This is a genomic window from Parabacteroides caeci, from assembly GCF_023656795.1.
In the GTDB taxonomy this organism is placed as follows: Bacteria; Bacteroidota; Bacteroidia; order Bacteroidales; family Tannerellaceae; genus Parabacteroides; species Parabacteroides segnis.
Genome location: NZ_JAMOKT010000015.1, coordinates 45,956 through 65,585 on the forward strand (window position 1 = coordinate 45,956; position 19,630 = coordinate 65,585).

At 44.0% G+C, this 19,630-nt stretch carries 10 protein-coding genes; all 10 read right to left on the minus strand.

The window, feature by feature from the left end; translation table 11 throughout:
* Window position 1 precedes the first annotated feature (1 nt).
* Window positions 2–2,143 (minus strand): glycoside hydrolase family 95 protein, encoded by a 2,142-nt coding sequence (locus tag NBH15_RS09960; RefSeq protein ID WP_233566752.1) that lies wholly within the window; start codon window positions 2,141–2,143, stop codon window positions 2–4.
* 324 nt (window positions 2,144–2,467) lie between these two features.
* On the minus strand, window positions 2,468–5,149 hold the full coding sequence (locus tag NBH15_RS09965; RefSeq protein WP_244050784.1) for a glycoside hydrolase family 38 N-terminal domain-containing protein: 2,682 nt from the start codon (window positions 5,147–5,149) through the stop codon (window positions 2,468–2,470).
* Between the two features lie 5 nt (window positions 5,150–5,154).
* Window positions 5,155–5,562, minus strand: coding sequence for a cupin domain-containing protein (locus tag NBH15_RS09970; RefSeq protein WP_028729562.1), 408 nt, complete (start codon window positions 5,560–5,562; stop codon window positions 5,155–5,157).
* 8 nt (window positions 5,563–5,570) lie between these two features.
* On the minus strand, window positions 5,571–6,638 hold the full coding sequence (locus NBH15_RS09975) for a uroporphyrinogen decarboxylase family protein (protein ID WP_128133081.1): 1,068 nt from the start codon (window positions 6,636–6,638) through the stop codon (window positions 5,571–5,573).
* Window positions 6,639–6,658: 20 nt separating this feature from the next.
* Complete coding sequence (locus NBH15_RS09980; RefSeq protein WP_128133082.1) at window positions 6,659–7,813, minus strand: MFS transporter; 1,155 nt, start codon at window positions 7,811–7,813, stop codon at window positions 6,659–6,661.
* A gap of 23 nt (window positions 7,814–7,836) precedes the next feature.
* Entirely contained in the window at window positions 7,837–10,746 is a 2,910-nt protein-coding gene (locus tag NBH15_RS09985; protein WP_244050783.1) for a glycoside hydrolase family 38 N-terminal domain-containing protein, read from the minus strand.
* A gap of 102 nt (window positions 10,747–10,848) precedes the next feature.
* Window positions 10,849–11,844, minus strand: coding sequence for a LacI family DNA-binding transcriptional regulator (locus tag NBH15_RS09990; RefSeq protein ID WP_244050782.1), 996 nt, complete (start codon window positions 11,842–11,844; stop codon window positions 10,849–10,851).
* 118 nt (window positions 11,845–11,962) lie between these two features.
* Window positions 11,963–13,705, minus strand: a complete 1,743-nt coding sequence (locus NBH15_RS09995; RefSeq protein WP_147349090.1) for a DUF7402 domain-containing protein — start codon at window positions 13,703–13,705, stop codon at window positions 11,963–11,965.
* Window positions 13,706–13,725: 20 nt separating this feature from the next.
* Entirely contained in the window at window positions 13,726–16,701 is a 2,976-nt protein-coding gene (locus NBH15_RS10000; protein ID WP_128133087.1) for a LamG-like jellyroll fold domain-containing protein, read from the minus strand.
* 152 nt (window positions 16,702–16,853) lie between these two features.
* Window positions 16,854–19,589, minus strand: coding sequence for a glycoside hydrolase family 38 N-terminal domain-containing protein (locus tag NBH15_RS10005; protein WP_128133088.1), 2,736 nt, complete (start codon window positions 19,587–19,589; stop codon window positions 16,854–16,856).
* Window positions 19,590–19,630: the final 41 nt, after the last annotated feature.

Below are 19,630 nucleotides of genomic sequence, written 5' to 3' on the forward strand. Positions count from 1 at the left end.
ATTATCTGTCAGATATGATTTTATATGTTTTGTTTTTCTTTGTATGAAAGGTGGTCAGATAATACCCGTGCCCGTCTTTCTCACAACTGTATCCGGCATTTACAACTTTCAAAGGGACATCGGTACGAAGCGTGCACTCGCGATCTCCCGAAGCCTTAACTTGTGCGGAAGCCAGCTTCTTATCCCGCCAAACCATGTCTACTTCAAAGCCTCCCCTGCCCCGTAAACCGCGCACTTCGCCATCCGCCCATACGGAAGGAACGGCCGGCAACAGATGGAGTTCATTCCGGTGGCTCTGAATCAGCATCTCCGCCACTCCGGCTGTCGCGCCGAAATTGCCATCTATCTGATAAGGCAAGGCATTCAATAAATTCGGATAAACACCAAATCTACCCAGCGAACCATCCGCCAGCACCATCGCCTTTTTCAACAGCGAGTGCGCCCGTTCCCCGTCAAACAACCTGGCTCTTAATGCGATCTTCCAGGTCAGACTCCATCCCATTCCTACATCGGCACGGGCATCCAGACTCTTCTCGATGGCTTTCGCATACTCCGGCATCGTCAATGGAGAAACGGCATCCCCCGGATACAAAGCGATCAAATGGGATAAGTGGCGGTGCGTATCCTGCGGATCATCTTCTGTATATTTCCATTCTTTCAATTGCCCCCAGCTACCGATAGCGAGCCCTTTATCCAGGCGGTTATATTTTTCTTCCAATTCCTTTATGAAAACATTGTCCGTGCCGATCAGCTTACCAGCTTCAATCGTGTTCTCAAACAGATCGGCTATCAATTGCTGTGCATAAGCCACTCCATCTTCCCAAGGTCCGTGCTCCGGCGACCATTCATCGGGAGCAACCCAACAGTCCTGTTTATCGAGCACCAGCCTGTCCATCCAAAACTCACAGGCCGATTTCATGACAGGATATGCCATGTTCTCCAAATAATCTTTACGCGGATCGTATAAATACTTTTCCCAGATATGCATGCAATACCAAGCATTTGCCGGACGGTTCCAATTCCAGTCGGAATAACCGAAAATATTATTCTGCGTACGCATTGTCCAGCCTTTACAATTCTGTTCGCGTGCCATCTTTTTCCACGATTCATTCGTCTGCGATTCGTTATAGACATAATTGATAAAAGGCAAATGGCACTCTGCCAGGTTGGTGACCTCCGCCGGCCAGTAATTCATCTGCACATTGATATTCGAATGGATGTCTCCTTCCCAAGGCGGTGTATTACTATTATTCCATAGCCCTTGCAGGTTTGACGGTACATCCAATCCGTCACGTGATGAAGCAATCATCAGATAACGCCCGTATTGAAAAAATAAGACATCGGCAACAGGATGGTATGTACCTTTCATATAATCGGCAAACAACTCATCGGTCGGCACATTGGACTTCTTTTCCCCTAACTTTAACTGAACCCGGCCGAACAATTCTTGATAGTCAGCGACATGCGCTTTTCTTATTTCTTTGTAACTCTTTCCCGATGCCCTGGAAACCGTAGCGTCTACGGCTTTCTTCCACGAATCTCCCTTCATGATATAAGAGGAATTGGTCGCTGAGAAATTTGTTCCCATCCCCAACACGATTGTTGCAGCATCAGCGTTTTCAACCTGGAGCTTTCCGTTTTGTACAGTCAGCGAACCTCCTTCGTTTTGTACATGCAAACGGGCAGCATAGGATAATAAAGTAAGTTTGCCTGATAGGCTGATCTCCCGTCCTTCTACAACCTTGATTTCATCCGGATGGGTACCCTCTAATGATAAAGAGAAGTTGGTTTTCCCTTTCTTATCTGCCGATAAACGGATAACGATCACATCATCCGGAAAGCTGGACAGATATTCTCTTTTATAAGATACTCCCTCCTGTTGATAACCGACCGAAGCGATTGCCTCTTCTATATCCAGAGACCTCTGATAGGAAGTGACCGGTCCCTGTGTTCCGAAGTCAATCCGTATATTTCCGAAATTCTGGAATGCCCCCCTCGATACCGTACTTCCCGTCCACAATGTTTTATCGTTAAACTGTATTGTGTCTTGTTCAATTCCTCCGAAAATCATTGCGCCTATACGACCGTTCCCTATCGGCAAGGCTTCAGTCATCCAGTCTGTAGCCGGTTTTGTGTACCACAACTTTAAACAATCAGTCTGTACCTTCCGGGAAGAAGGTACAGCTGATAATGCCTGGGAAAACCCAAACAACACAAAAAAACTAATACATATAAAAACACACTTGTATAGATTCATATCAAACCTGATTATTACTTTAATCGCCATTTTACAAATTACCTTTATCGACTAACAACCTACCGATGTAAAATTTACCATTATATAATAAATACACCTACCACTCCGGTAAGATTTATATACAACAGTCTTTTTTTACATTTTTAAGGTTCGACTACTACTACATTGATAGAATCTGTAAAGCAAACTGTATGACTGCTATTTCATCAATCAGAATTTCACCTTATAAGTTTCTATTGCATATTTTCCTAAAACAATCTCTTGAACCGGTTCCAACTCTTCTTCAATCAAATTTGTATGGATTACAGCCTTGGGTTGTACAGCCATTTGTAAACCGACTTTTTCTTCGTTGCCCGAACTGTTATACATACGAATAATCAGGCTATTGTCATCCTCACATTTTTTCAATGCCGTAATTTTCACATTCGGATTGTTTACGGATACGAAAGAATATTCTTCAGGCAAAGAAGCCTTTTGGAAACGCTCCGGATTGTAAACGGCGACCAGAGGGGTATTGGCTGAAACTCCGAATTCTTCCCTGGCCTTATCGCCTGCCGGATGCGAAGTTAACGAGAAATGATAAGAATGGTCTCCCGGTTGGAAAAAATCATTTCCCTTATCATGGCAACTTCTTCGGGAAGCCAATAAGATCGGTTGCAAAACCGGATAGTCGACCGGATCGTTAGTCGGATCGATGTAATCGGCAACAGCCACGGAAGAAGATAAAGTTAGCGCACAGTTTTCTCCCGTAACACTTAACCAGTTGCCGATACCACGCGGATGCTGTTTGCTGTTTTCCACATAATAGCGTTCGCCGGCAGCTCCCGGTAACTCGTCTTTTCCGACAGTCAACGCACCGAAAGGTACTTCGTAAGAAACGGCCGATTGTTTGAAAGCGACAGGCCACATCAAACGATATTCACGAAACATGACACCCTCCCAGTTCAACAGATCGACATCCATATCAATCTTCTTAACCTGATGATAAACCCGTAAGGTCTGTTCAATCACGGCATTACGGATCGGGGTACGCATCTTGTAAGAGGTAAAAACCGGACCATTCTCTACCAGTTCCCAGGCAACGGCATGGTTGGATGTCTTATCGAATCCTTCCATATCCGGCTGTTGTACGGCATCGAACTCACCGGCTCCGTTGCCATAAGAATGCATGGTTATCACTTCACCACCTAAAAATTTCTCCGTATTCAATAAAGGACATCCGGTTGCTTTGTCGTAAATCTGCCGGATACCGCCATCTACCAGCTCGATTGAATAATAGGAATTCTCCACCAAGGTCGTTTTCCGTGCTTCCGTCAGTTTTTCCATTCCCGCCGGATTCAGATAATAGGTTTTCAATCCCATTGAGGGCATATCAGCGGCAGTAAAGGAAAGACGGGCCTTCTCGATGGAACCATCGCCATAATAGCAAACATCTGACAATTGAGATGCTATATTTTTCCCGTGGCTATCCTTCAGCTGCAAATGCTGGGCATATCCCGGCTGAAAAGCAACATCGACCTGCACGGGAGCAGTTCTGCCGAAAGACAAATTATTAAAGACAACGATCGGATTCCCTTTTTCATTAGAAGTCTTCACAGAAGAGGCCAGGTAAAAAGCTTGCTGGTCTACGATCTGTTCAGCCCGTGACAAAGCGAATTCATATTTTCGGAGAAAAGTATTGTCCGTCATGATTCCTCCGTTGCCACCCCATCCATGATCCGGATAGATTTTAGCCTCCCAGGCTTCCTCCAATTCCCGGGACGGATACCGTTCAAACGAACCGCGAACCATCGCCGAATAAGATGACATTTTCTCTGCATCGGGCAATAAGACATCACCGGCACGGCTGGCAGTCAACGCTTTCTCATGCGAAGGCCCATGAATATATAACCAGACATTCGGACGCTCTCCCTGAACAACCGGCAACGCAGAGGTAGAATGATCCAACGTCTTGAAGAAATCGTCCGCCGTTGCATATTTAAATGAAGGCAAAGATACTTTTGTCTTTTTACCGGTTTCTTCATTTCTTATATAACGAATCCGATTCCATTTATCCATCAATACAGGACAATTTTCAACCGGCTTCTTACTCCATGAAAGCTCATAGTTGAGCATGGCCGGCATCACGGTCGGCACCTTTTTCACATCGTTATATTTAGTATACCATAAGATGGATTCCTTACCGATTTCTTTAATAGCCGCTGTATCTTCTTTTCCCAATACATTGTAAAAATAGATATAATGTCCCGGCGTATATGTCCTGACTTTCGAACCGTCGGGTGATTGCCAGTAGAACAACCCTCTTTCGTGACGACTGATAATCAGGTTGTCGATGCCAGCCTTCTTCATTATCTGCGGCATTTGTAATGTGCGCCCCGGTACATCTACATTAAAATAGGACAACGGAGCATAACCGTCAAAATTCTTTTTCAACCAACGACTTCCAAGGTAAAACTGCCGGGCCAATGATTCTCCCGAATACATTTCTTCATAAGGCTGAATAAAAGTACCTCCCACACAGATACGTCCTTCCTTCATATATTTAGCAAACAAGGGCTGTGTCTCCGGATGACGATGAATATATTCTTTCAGAATAGATGTTTGCTCTATATCCATCCTGAAATTGGGATCATCGGCCAGACGTTTCAGAAACGGAGTAAGCCAAAGCGTATCCCGGTCTGCTATACAGGCATCGAGATGGTTCAGCCACGCCAGGTCCTGATGCGTCGTGGTGAACACATAGATATTCCCCCGGCTTAACGGCGAATCCGACAAATTCTTCAAAAGTCCATATGATTCATTGTCACATGAATAAGTATCGTTCAGTACTTGCGCCTTAACAGATAAGGACGACAAGACACATAAAACAGTGAGTACAATTCCTTTTTTCATCGTGGTTACTTTAATACGTCTTCAATTATTGCATACAAACGATTCCTTTGCAAAGGAGTCAAATCCAAATAGGCACAATCCTGTTTATGGGTATCCGATTTTTCAACAATAATGATTTCAACCTCCGGATCCATAGCGATATTGTGCCAGGTTCCTGCCGGGATATTATAAGTGACTCCCGGCTTCATTTTTACACATTCAAAATGAACATCTTTATCGTCAGGTTTTGCCGCTATCAATACAGCCTCCCCTTTAAACAGAATAAAGACTTCATCCGTAGCCCGGTGAACTTCGATCTGGTCGATATCTGCCAAACCGTGTTTTGCCACATGATTCAATTGGGCAACCTGCCATCCTTCCCTGATAAGAAACGGATTATATCCTTCCTTATCGTGATAATATGTTTCTATCATCTCTTCCCCTATTGATTCTGTAAACGCATAATCTCCTCATAAGAACCGTATTTACGGGCAGCAGCAATAAAGGCCTTGAAATTCTCCGGAGGAGTATTCCGCCCCATGGCACAACCCGAACTGATGATATGGCTTCTGCCACGGGTTGCTTCCACCAGTTTTTTCACTGCCGCATCCACTTCGGCCGGCGTACCGTGTACCAGCGGGAAACTGGGATCTACATTTCCCATCAGGATCGTGTCCATCGGAACCAGTCTTCGCGCTTCTTCCATGTCGAGTTTCCAATCGACTTCCAGAATCCGTGCCCCCGTTGTTCCCATATCCCCGATAATAGCATTTGTATTACCGCAAATATGCAGGGAAAGAGGTATTCCGTAGGCCTGGACTTCTTCCGTCATTTTCTTTTCCGGTTCCAAAGCAAACTGGCGATACATATCCGGTGAGATCAAATTCGGACCGGCCAGAGCATCACCGATAGACGTAGCGTGGGCTCCGGCATCTTTCTGCGCTTTAGCAAAAAGGACACTTGCCTGACGGCAATACTCGATCACATCCGCTATTACTTGAGGATCTTCCGACAACAAATCCATCATAAACTGAGTCGTACCCCTCAGCAGGCAAGCAATACTGAAAGGTCCCTGGTCGGCACGTCCCATAATAAAAACATGATCGCCGATAGCATCGACCAGAGTACGGGTAGCTTCCAGCCATTCACATAAACGTCCCGATTTCTGCGGATCCGGCAGAGGTAACTCATAAATATCACGCAAATCCTTCAATACGGGTTGTTCTTCATCGACCGTAGCCGGCTCATCTTCCCTGAATATGACCTTGGCTCCGATCGCTTCTGCAATCGACGCATCATCGAAATCGATCACACACCCATCGTATCCATATTTTTCCTGAGACAAAATATGCGCCTGGGCCATCTTTCGTCCGTCCTTATTCACATCGCTGATTTTCAACCCGGCTGTTTCGACAGCATACATAAAACTTTGAGGTATCACAGGAAGCATATCAGGTACTTCCCCATTCAGAACAGCCATACAACGCTGTAAAGATGTCATTTCTTTCATAATCGTTCAATCATTATATATTAATATTTCATTTTTACAGAAACCAACATGATATAGATCAGGGCCAAAAGCGGTACGAACAAGCTGATCCACTGATTGGTTGCATCGGCCAGAATCCCCATAACCATCGGAAGAATAGCACCTCCGGCTACTCCCATTATCATCAAGGCTGATATCTCATTGGCTTTAGAGGGATCAGACTGAATAGCCGAGGAAAATATAATGGGGAAAACATTGGCACAAAAGAGCCCGATAAGAAAAAGGGCTACCAGCAGAACCGTCATACTGGTTGTAGCCATAAACAACAGGAAGACGAGTACCGCTGCCACCATATTTCCTATCAGAAAACGCCGGGACGAGTAACGGGCTAAAATGATCGCTCCTAAAAACGTTCCTAACGTACGGGCCGAGAAATACAAACTACATCCTAGCCCTCCCTGCTCGATCGGCAGTTCACATCTCTCCAAAAAATATTTAGGTACAGCCGTCATCAGACTGATTTCAAAGCCTACAATCAATAAAATCACAGAAAAAGCAATCATCAACCGGCCCTTTTTGAATAACGCCAGCACATCACGCCCCTTCTGTTTTGTCACCTCTCCTTCCACTTCACGAATAGGAGTAAATACCAACCAGAGCCATGAAAGTAATGTGATAAAGGCATAGATAGGAAATATCAAATGCCAATTTCCCCAGACCCCGGCAGCCACACCGGCGATAACCGGTCCCAAGGTGGAAGAGATTGCTTTAATAAATTGCCCCAACGTCAGCATACTGGTCACTTTCTCTTTCGAAACAACATCCAGCAACAACGGATTCAACGATACCTGCAAAATCGTATTTCCTATACCCAGCAAAGCAAAAGCCAGCAAGACCGTCGGAAAAGAATAATATATTAATGGAATAAGCATGGCCACACATGTCACCAACGAACTGAGAAGTACCGTTTTCTTCCGTCCGATACGCCCCATCAGTAATCCGGTCGGTAACGAACAAACGGCAAACCACAGAAAAACCATCATCGGTAACAGGTTTGCCAGCGTATCGCTTAAAGTAAAGTCGTTTTTCACATAGCTTGTGGAAATGCCTACTACGTCCACAAAGCCCATAACAAAAAAGGCAAACAAAACAGGTATCAGTTGATATACCTTACTCTTATTTTCTTGTGTTTTCATGGAATTAATCTATATTACATATTCTACCATTCCAGTCTAACCGTAGTAAATCCCATCGCCGGAACTACGATTTTTCCATCCGTAACCTGTTCCTTATCCGGTTCTTCTCCTGATTTACATAGAGATATCCGCCGGGGAATTTTAGTATTCCAAGTTAAAGAAACTTCCTGTTCTTTATCGGATACAGAACGCAAACGTACGATCTGAGACTGCCCCTCATCGATTGTTTTTATCATAGAAACAACCACGGATTCGTCTCCTGTTAATTTCATATTCGGTGAATATTCATATTGTTGTTCCACCGGCACCGCAATCATAGGCCGAATCTGTTCCATTCCGAATCGGTTCGCTTCGGCTGCATTATAAGCACCTTTTGCCGGTTGAACACGATAGTCAAACCGAATCGTTCCCTCCTGCGACAAGGCAAAATTCGTATGCCAATGATTGTTTAAAGCCCATGAATAGATTGTTGCAGAAGGTTTTATTTTACGTATCCATTCAGGTGACCTGAATGCACCTCCCAGTATATTGGCACTCATCTCTCCGACTTCAAAAGTACAGGCATTGAGTGCACACCAAGTTACATTCTTCTCCTTGTCCGACAGATTCAACCAACGCTGGAAAGCCAACCAATTCCTGTTTCCGACTGCCAGCTGATCCTTTTCTATTTCCATGATTCCCCAAGGTAAATCTGCATGAATCACCGGTTGCTCGAGATCGAAAGCAAAACCGAAATGGACTCCTTCTTTATCGGTCGTCGCAATCTTGTCAAGTATGTTATGAAAAGATACATACGACTGACCGGCTATGACCGAGACCTCACGAGTCAATCTGTTACATCCTTCCGCTTTCGATTCTACAAGTAAAGAATTGATAAGCGGGCCGTTTTCTTTGACACGAATCCCTACATCGTAGGCTCTCGTTGCCCGGCTTCCTTCATCGTTTCCATGCAAATAACGGTAACTGTTCAGAGCACACATGGATTTACCATCGACAAATTCTTCTCCTTCATAAACCAGACTGACGACATCTCCCGTTTCAGGACTTATTTTTACTTGTACAATACCGTTATCCAAAATATAATCCTTTATAGCCGGAACAGTTTGTTTCCCGGCTGGTTTTGTTGACAACCTGTACTTCTTTGTACCTAGCGCCTTGACATTTTCAGCCCAAAAGGCCAGTTCACCTGTGGAAAGACGTTGGCTCAGGACAGTCTTACCGGTCTCTGCATCTATTACAGAAGTGTAATTCTTGCTTATATCCAGAGGTAACCGAACCACTTCACTGCGTTTCCATGAAGAAGTATTAAACAAACTGATAGTTTCCGACTCTTCGGTAATACCAGCTATGGTTCGGGCAAATAATTCTTTCTGCATCTTATCCGAATTGCGGAAATAGTCTAACTTGACATTCAGTATGATATCGCATATCGGTTGCTGGGATGGATTCATATAAGCCCAGGTATGTTCAGTTCCCAATATAATGTTCCGCCATGCCTCTTCAAAGGCTGCACGCGGAGCCGGTTGGTCCGGTTTCAACATACTCCAGAGCGTTTCCGTCTGTACCAAATTCTCTTTTACCTCCCGGTGACGGCCGGTAAATGCTGCCTGCGACCCCAGTCCGTCAGTCCAGTATTCCGTAAAGTCACCTTTCAAGACGGGAAGCTGATCACCGTATTTATGGTCGAAGGCACTCATTATCTCCGTTGCTGTACAAATCTTTAAACGAGGATACGCAAACTCCTCATTCCAACTTTTAACAGCCTCCGGCAAATCAAAATCAATCGGCGTATTATCGGCCATACACCATGTCATGGGAAATATATCATACGGATAGTAATCAGCCTTTTCCAGTTTAGGCAACATCTGGTCGAGATACGGATCGATAAAATTAGCCCTCGGATTGTCGGTCTTGACTATCCGCAGCAGTTTGTCCGGATCGGTCTGTCCGGCCATCTTCGGCCAAAACATATAACCTTTGTTGTGAGCTCCGGGAGTATAGGCACCCGGTTGAAGGAACAGGACTCTCGATTTTCCATCCGGTCCTTCCCACCAAAAAGGTTTAAAGCTGATCTCCGGAGCAAGTCCTACCCGGTCCGTTCCATTGAAAAGTGCCATACAATAAGGGATTTCCAACTGCGCTGCTACCGGTACTATGCCCCAGGAAACACCGGGAATATCCACCTGGACCATTGTCTCCACTTTCTTACCGGTCAGTTTCTCCAACTTCTTTCCGTAATTAAACAATTCGAATAATTCCTCATCATTGGCCGAACTTGTATTGGTACTGACATAACCGGCATCAATAGCTATCTGTCCGTTCTTTATAGCCCGGAGCAATTTGTCACATTTATCTTTTGGCTCAGTTTTCAGATATCTTTCAACAGGCCACGTTACTTCCGGATTCCATACAAAACGTGCTCCATCCGGATAATCTTTTGTCTTTTCCGCCAATTCGATGGCATATTCCAGATTACGTTTATGGATAAGTTCCACATTGGCCTGAGTATTCGTATAACCAATGTCAACATGTGAATGGGGATAAATATAGACAGTCCATTGTCGTGCATAAGGTACAACCAGTTGCTTTGAGAGAAGAATCTTTTTACCTAAAACCAGATTTACCTGTATTGTATCGTCTTTCGACACGCCAATATCAGGCGGCAATAAAACCGGGATAGAATCACATGTACCGGCAGCCAACCGTGTCTGTTCCTTTTTATTTCCTGCCACGATTTCAATACAGGCATTTTTCAACGGCCTTATTCCGTTATAGGTCACAAAGACTTCGCGCCCTGCAAGTTTATCCTCCCGATATTTATAATGCCGGGATACTTTACAGTCAATACTTTCTTCCGGAAACGGATTATTCCCGGCAAACAGAGTATTCGAAAAAAAATAAAGTAATGCTACTGTGATAAAAATATTTCTCATAATGTTCATTTATTAGAATCCAACTACAATTCCGCCATTCACACCTTTCTTACTATAGCCATTCGTTTTATTTAACCGGTTCAAAAGAAAGAGAAAATTATATTATGGTATAAACAGATTATCGACAACTACTCCTTTTGGGGTAAAATCATTATTTCCGATATTCTCCAAAAGGATTTGAACAGCCTGTATTCCCATTTCTTGAATAGGCATTAACGTAATGCTCATATCGGGAGCCAAGATGTTCAATGCAATCGTTTCATGAAAACATCCCATATGAAAGCGACTCTGATAATCAATTTTATGATTTACGAAATAGCGTATGGCTTCCAAAGCCAGATAATGCGTAGAAAAGAAAAATCCGTCTACATCCTGTACCTCTTCAAAAAGGCAATCCAGTTTATCAATTATATCCGTCATATAACTTTGCCGGTCCACAAAAACTTCCAATGCTATTTCTGCTTGAAACCCAGCATCCGTTATAGCTTTCCGATACCCTTCTATACGCTGTTTCATCACATACAAATGTACATCGGTCGTTAGCAAAGCAATCTTCCGGGATCCTTTTTTAATCAAGTGAGATACCAGGTCATAGCAACACTGGCTATTGTTTACAATCACATAGTTTACAGGCAGGTTCGGATAATAACGATCAATCAATACGAACGGCAACGAATCTTTCATCAACAGATTTATACCTTTTCTTGATATCTTGGTTGGTGCAATAATAATTCCGTCCACCTGCTTGGATCGAAGTATTTTAATCAGTTCAAACTCTTTCTCCCCATCTCCCTCCGAACTACAGACTATCAATACATATTTATTACGGACAGCCTCCTGTTCAATGGCTTGTACCAACTGAGCATAAAAAGTATCCCCGATAAACGGGATAATCAACCCGATCGTATTGGAAGTACCCAACGACAAACTACGAGCCAACAAATTAGGACGGTAATTGACCGAATCCGCATATTCTTTCACACGCTTGATAGTCGCCTGACTAAACCCCTTTGTTTCTCCTTGCCCCGACAAGATCCAAGAAACTGTAGCTTTAGAAAGATTCAAAGCCAATGCGATATCTTTTATAGATGCTTTCATGAATATACGATTTATTTAACCGGTTCAAATATATATTATTTCCTAATAGATAAGAAAAGAGTGTCCTCTTTTATAACTCTAATTAACAAAAGAACGATCTGACAGCAGGTCATAATACTCATTTATTAAATACAGCAAATTCAGACAAACCGCTATTCGTTGAATTACCGACACCGAGCACGACAAACTCAATCCATTCCACCTCTTTAGGTTCAAATGTAATTTCCAACCCCTCACCTTCGACATTCGACAAAGCTCCCAATTCGATTATCGTACCGTCGCTCATTTTCAGACCGCAAGACAATATCTGCTCGTATTGGTAAGGCCTGTCAAACAACCATATTTTCCCTACTGTTACTTTTTTATCCCACGTTAAACGTACCCAGGAATTTACAGTTTGGTTAGAAGCCCATTCGTTTTCCGGATGTCCGGGGAATCCGTCTACAATCCCGTCGTTCACACCTTTTTCACTATAACCTTCCGCTAAAGAAGAAACCGATACCTTAGCCTGAAGTGCTAAATTTTCTTTCGAAGTCAATGGGTTTCGTTTATCCCATTCTGCTTTTTCAATGTCCAGTTTCTTTTTATTCTCTGCAAAAGGATAAGCAGCCAACTGTTTCTTATCCAGGAAACGCATCTCTTGCAAAACCATCGCATAGCGACCGCCGGGAGGATTTATCTTTAATTCCTGAAATGCTGCAAAATTACCTGAATAACAAAGCCAGAAAGAGTTTTTGTCCTTGTCGATAAATTTGGACGGGATATTGACAAAATAAGCCTGTTCACCAAAATTCTTCATATAAGTAACCATCTTCCAGGGTCCCTCAACATGGTCTGACTCCAAAAAATAAGTATTCATATACTTTATGGTAGGCCAGCCGTCTGTTATGCACATGATATATTTTTTCAAATGAGGGAAATAAGTCATTGTAACGCATCCGCAATGATTATTCCATTCAAAAACAGGTTTAATCTTTTTAAAGTCCTTGCTCCAGACAGCTTTACCATTACGGTTATACCCCGCAAAATACTCATATTTAGACCGATCATTTATATTCTCGATTGTAGGAGTTACCCGAAGCAGATAAATCTGATCACCGCTAATCCAACTATTATTTGCAGGACGAGGCTGCGGATCTTCGGCAACCGACCCGTGTGCCACCAAATAAGCTTTACCATCCGGCGAATGTTCCATATTCTTTCCAAAATCGACAAAATGAGGAGCGCCTATTTTCACACAACCACTGTCTTTAGCCGTTTCACCGAATAAAGGAGATAGAGGGGTATGAGGAGTATCTTCCCATGTCAGTCCGTAATCTTTAGAGATCCGGAAACCGACAAACGGGCCTAAAGTACCCCAGTTATATCCGCTAGGGTATCCATCCAGGCAATAAGTTCCATAATACCAAACGCCATTGTGTACCAAACTGCCACACGGATAGCGTCCGCCATAAGGAGCCGCCGAACCGGTCGTGGCTCCCAATGGGATCACTTTCAAATTTAACGGGTCATTCCCTACGATTTTAGCCTGACCGGTCATAGCCTTCGGCCCTGTCGCAGAAAAGACCAGCTTCCATATTCCCCACGTACCATCTGTAAAAGGCGAATACAACGTATCGTTCGAAGCCCATGAAGGATACCAGGTATCCGCTGCCGTATAACTTACGGACCGCCCCATAAATTCTGCTGCCGCCAAATCAGAGGATTGACTGACAGGAGGAGTCTCTGGCGTTTCATGAGGCCACAGATAAGGGCCCCACGGACGTGGCTCCGGTTTAATGACTCTTTGCTGATAGGGTATCTGTGCCACTAACAAAGTATGACAAAGTAAACTTCCTAAAAAAAAGACTAGCCTTCTCATGATAATTCATATAAGATTTATTATTCCTCTATTAAAAACCAGGAGGTACCCTGTGCCTTAATAGAAACCGGAAGAATTAACTCTCCATTTTGATCCAATGAAAAACGTTGTTTATTACCATCGGACGTTATGACCGTAGCTTTTCCTTTCAATCCGGTATAATACAACGGAAGACGCATTTCTTTCGTTATATCGCGGTCGGTCGGATTAAAGACGATAACCATCCCTTTGTGTTTGATAAACGGATTTACATGCATCATGCAATCCAAGTCGCGTCCGGTCGGTCGGCTGACATGGATAATATCCGACGTAAGAATATCACGGTACTCTTTGAACCAGTTAATCCATTTAGATACCAACTGTTTTGTCTCCGGGGTATCGTATAAACGATTTCCACGGATAGTCAGATGGCAACCACTTCCCAGAAACTGAATCAATTGTTGCTCATAACGGTCCAGATTTTCGCATAACGGTTCCAGACCGACGCGCGGATCATTCGTATAGAAACCGACTAACTGCAAGGTCATCCACCCCATAGGCGGTATCTTATGCCAGGTTCCGTCATAGATATACTGACGTCCTAATAATAACTGCTGTTGCGGAGTCAGGTTAGCACTCGCTTCACGATATCCCATTCCTGTCGAACATTGTCCGTTCAGGAAATACCAGTCGGGAATAGGTATATACATGCCTCTGCGCTGTAATTCATGGATCACTTCCACCTGCGTTTTCCACTGTTGCCACTGTGAATCCTCCAGGCCGGTATGATGCGGGTGGACGGTTGAAGCACAAGGATCGCCATGATACGGGCCATCCATATTGTAAGTCATAAAACCCGTCTTATCGAAGAACTCCCACATCTTCGGATAATAGGTATCTTTCCACTGGCTGGCAATACAAACACTTTGTCCGAAAAGACTACCCGGTTTTCCCGTCTCCGGATGGATGCAATCCACCTCTTTTCCTCGTCCGCGGGAAGCGACCTGCAACTCATAACCACCCATGACAATACCCCGTTCTTTGGCATAAGAAGCGACTCTACGCCATAATTGCACATAAGCAGAATCCAGATTATCATGGCTGACACCCGGCCACGCCTGAATATCCAGCTGTTCAAGTCCCAATTCCGACATCTGGTCGATGAAAGACTTCAGTTTCTCCTCATCGTGAGAGGTAATACCTCCCGCAATCAACGATTCGGTTGTCTGGGGAGCCAGTTTCTTATACATCCGGCGATGTCCCAACGATTGCCTTTCACGATCGTCGCTATCCTGCAACAACTCGAAAGTGATATAAGATTTGAACGGGCTATCCTTGCCTATCCGGGTATTGGGGCCCATCGGCAGTGTACTTATCAACAGATTATGATGAGGAAATCCTAAAAACTTATCCTCTGCCTGATTGTGGCTGGCCCAGGTATTATACTCCTTATCCACCGTCCATCTGGTCGTAGAACTGCCGACATGGTAGATTTTGGGAGTTCCGGCATAATGCATCAGTGCACTGCCTTCTATATCGGCATTCACCAGTGCAAAAGAGAAATCGCTTTCGACATGGATGCGTTTTACCTGGTCCTGATTAACAGCCAATACCTCGCATTCCATATCATTCAGCACTATATTCGTATCATTTTCATTGAAAACTTCAATCCATTTTGCCATAACCGGCAAACCCTGATAAATCTCATAAATGACTTTCACTTTTACATCCTTTACGGCGGGCATGTTCCCTGTCGGGACAAATGTCATTTCCATACGCAACCCTTTGGCGGGCCAATCGGTAGAAACAGCATTAAACTTCCGGATCCATGGGTAACGTTCCAGCGGCATTCCTGTTTCCACCTTTTCCAATGTAAATGCCAGGTCGGATGCTTCCAGTTGCGGATACCAGCTATCCAGTAAATAGGATAACTCCGGCTGTTCTTTCAGCCCTCCGACTTCATACCATACACTGTCGATACATACACGGGCTTCGGGTTTTACGGCCCGAAGATACTCCGCTTCGTTGGAATGATTTTTATACCCCACACAAGCCAGATTCTCGCTGACATAAAAAGTACGGGAAATCAGTCCGTTGTTCAGTTGAAACATCGAAGTCACTCCATCGTCCGACTTCTGCACGTACATACGGCATTGGCTTTCTACGGGTTCAATCAACCAATCTTTTTGTTGGCGGAGATTCGGCAATTCCGATACGATTTCCTTACCCGCCCCCTCTTGTTCCAGTTGGCGAACCAGGGATTGTCGCTCAGCCAGACGCTGTTTGCTTTGTTCCTTTATCTTCTTGTAATCCAATAAAAAATCAGAATCAGGATCAAACTTCCCTGCGGTAAACGTACTATATCTGACCTCATATATTTCACCATAGAATGCCTCCTTTCCTTCTTCAGATACAGCAATCGAGAAGTTGGAAGCAATCGCCTTGGTAGGATTAAAGATACCGGTCTTCTTTCCGTTCAGCCATACGGAACCTTTCTCGCCGTCCACTACCATTGCCAGATGGGTCCATACATCTTCGGCAACCTCGCCGATAGTCACAATACCGGAACTTCCGGAGATTAATTGCCATTTATCTCCTTTTCGGACAATTACATATCCTTCTTTTCCGTTACCATTAGCTACTACAACCTGAGACGAATGCATCTTCTGCTCTCTTTGCCTATTATGACGCGGCTTCACCCACACTTCCAGCATTTGATTCTCCGCCGGTGTTCCAAATGGATTCGCCAATCTGTAACCATCCCCGTCACCATTGAATAAAAGACCTCCTTCTCCCTTCATTTTTTTGTTACCGGGAGCATCGGCATAGAAAACAGGACGGCCCATAGCCGCTAGTTCTCCCGTTCCGGCTATGGGTTTTAATTTATCGGGAGCCACCGCATAGGTCACATTTCCCGATTTACCGAAATTATAATGTACGACAGGTTTGACCTTCGCTTCTGCGAAAAAACATAGGACGGCTAATGCTACTGTTAATGTTGTTCTCTTTATTTTCATTGGTATATACTTTATGTACAGATTTAACAACGCAAATATAAAAGTTGCTATCTCTATTAAAAAATAGCAAATAACTGCTAAATCAGTGGATTATTATTGCTTACTGATGTCACACTTGAAAATATCCCATTTCTCCCGATACGGTAGTTTAATTAATAGATCAAATAACTGGCAGGTTCAAACTTGCCCAATTCTATTTTAAATACACCATTTTGTATCTTGACTGGATTTCCATTGGGAACGCCTCTCAAATTCACAGGTTGTGCCACTCCATCTCTCTTTACCGGCAAAGAGATTTCACAGAGACCACTTTCACCGCTTTGTTCCCATACACGCAATAATTTGCCGCCACCGTCAGGATTATTGCCATAAGCCGTTAACAGTACTCCTTTACGGGATATTTTCACGCCTTCGTTCATTACCGGCAATTTACCGGCAGGACAGGTGGCGATTCCGACCTGCAAAGGCAGACGGGTTTCCCATGCGGGAGTTATTAAACCGGACTCATCATCTGCATTCTTCGGGTTCACCCATAAACGGACTTCCGAAGTCAGGTTGCCATTCCAAAAAGAAGCAAAGTTTGTATTCCAACGATTATTAAACAAGTTGAAGTACACATGCGACCGGGGATTTTCATAAGTATCGGCATAATGCATAAAATCCAAATCGCCCAAAACAAATGCAGGTGCATCTATCGGGCAAACACCAACGGAATACTCCTTATCTTTTATCATTATTCCCGAATTGGACCAGATATAATTAAACTGGCTGCCTTCTATCAAATCTTTGGCCGGATCGATAACCGAACCGATACGTCCAACCCGATATTCCGGAGATTTTGTTTTAAACGGCAATGCAATCCATCCAGCTTCAGGTTCTTCCGTTGCCGGCTTATTGATTACGGAAAGTTTCACATCTATACAAGGCATATTCTCGTAAAGCGTCACGGTCAGGCCAGCCGTATGTTTTTCTTCTCCGACTGATGCAGAAGGAGTTAACACACCACGGATGGATGACTTATGGTTCTCCACATGAAATTCCATATTCCAGGGAGATTCATGTATGCCTTTTGTCCGTTCATCCAAATAGGTACTTTTACCTGTTATCTGATAATGAGAATTTTTGTATTTGTCATATATATATTCTTTCAGATAGCGGTATGATTGCTCTTTGTCGTATCTTTCATACACATAAGAGCCAAAACCATTTTCAGACTGGTCATCCACTAATTCCCGCTTGTTTGTTTTATCCCAGATACTCCTGATGCATCCTTTCTTTTTGTCAAATGAGACTTTGTACCATTTGTTCTCTATATAATTAGCCTGTTCTTCACCTTTTAATGAGTTTTCGACTTGGGCAGGTGACTCATCTGTCAGGATATATGTCTTATAGCCATTTGCCGGTATACCTTCGGCGAAGAAAGTACCCAGGCGTTTTGAATCGGCACCATACACTTTCAGGTCATAGATACGACCGGTCCCCACTTCTTTCACATAAGCCTCTTTGATAGAACCTTGTGACGGTAATACAAAATTCACCATCCCTCCACGTTCCCATGGAAGCGGATTGTATACAACGAAACGGAAACCTTCCCTGGCAACATTTTCAGCCAACGTAGCAAGTTCATTCTCCAGTTCCGGCCGCAAAGCCTGCTCAGCATCTTCAATATACCCGATATGTTCTTTCCATGACTCTTTCATCCGGGCATACGCAGGGTCCAAACCGGTAACATACATCTTATACCAGTCTTTGCCGGTTAAGCCGGGAACAAAATGCTGGTTGGCAAGTCCCCAGGTATGTTCGCCGTACATCAGGCTTTTATCATATATATAAGCCAAGTCTTCATCAATTTCGTAAGGCATGATTCCCCATTCCTTTTCCTGTGTATGCAAAGTTTCCAGCAAAGGCATCAGGGGACGTACTCTTCTTGCAGTCCGGGTTGCCTGCGGATTAGACATTACGCCATGTACCCAACTATCGGACATATCTCCACGTACCACCGGCAACTCGGGATTCTCAGCAAAAACAGCCTCTGCAAAATCAGACATTTTACCGATGCGTATTTTAGCATTGGGATATTTCTCTTTTATATGGGTAATTACCTTTTCCACCTCTTCTGCCGTTGGAGGTCCGGCATTATCGCCGGCATGCACGAATGTAAGCCATGATTTCAGCTTCCATCCTTCAGGAGGGAACATTCCTCCGCCATATCCTTCCGAAAACATGGTCAACACCCTTGAACCGTCTGGACCTTCCCACCAAAACAAAGTCGGAACCTTCACCACACGGTTGGTCGGATTGGAACCGAAATGAAAGAACTTGATTCCGGCATGGTGTAAAATGGTCGGTAAAACCCAGGTATGCCCCGGAACATCCGTCATTTTCCCGTCGGTCGGAAGTGGTAAACCGTATGTACGAGCCAACGAAGAAGAATAGCCCAGACCACGCACAAGATCTTCGAGTTCAAGCGTTCCCGTATGTGTTGTATAAGGAAGTGCATGCGTCACCAGGTTTCCGTTTTTTAAAGCACGTTCTATCCGCAACCTACGCTCCGGAGTCTGCCGATCCCAAAGCATTTGTTCCAAAGGCCATCCGGGAACGGTCCACGCAAACTGCATATCTTTCATTTTATCCGCATTTTTATCCATCACATCCATGGCTTTATCGATCATGGAAGTACGGTATTCATGCACAACATCACGTGCCAATGCCGAATAACCGATATCAAAATGACTTTTGAATACCAGATAAAACGTCATCTCTCGATTCGAGATTTGAGAGACATCGTCGTTCTTATGTTTTTCGTAATTGTCGGCTTGTGCATACAGCTGACCGGAAGGTAGAAAAAGCAGGCTTAAGAAAGCCACAGACAATTTTAATATTTTCATTGTATTAGTCGTTAATATTTAAACTTTGAAAAAGCATCAGT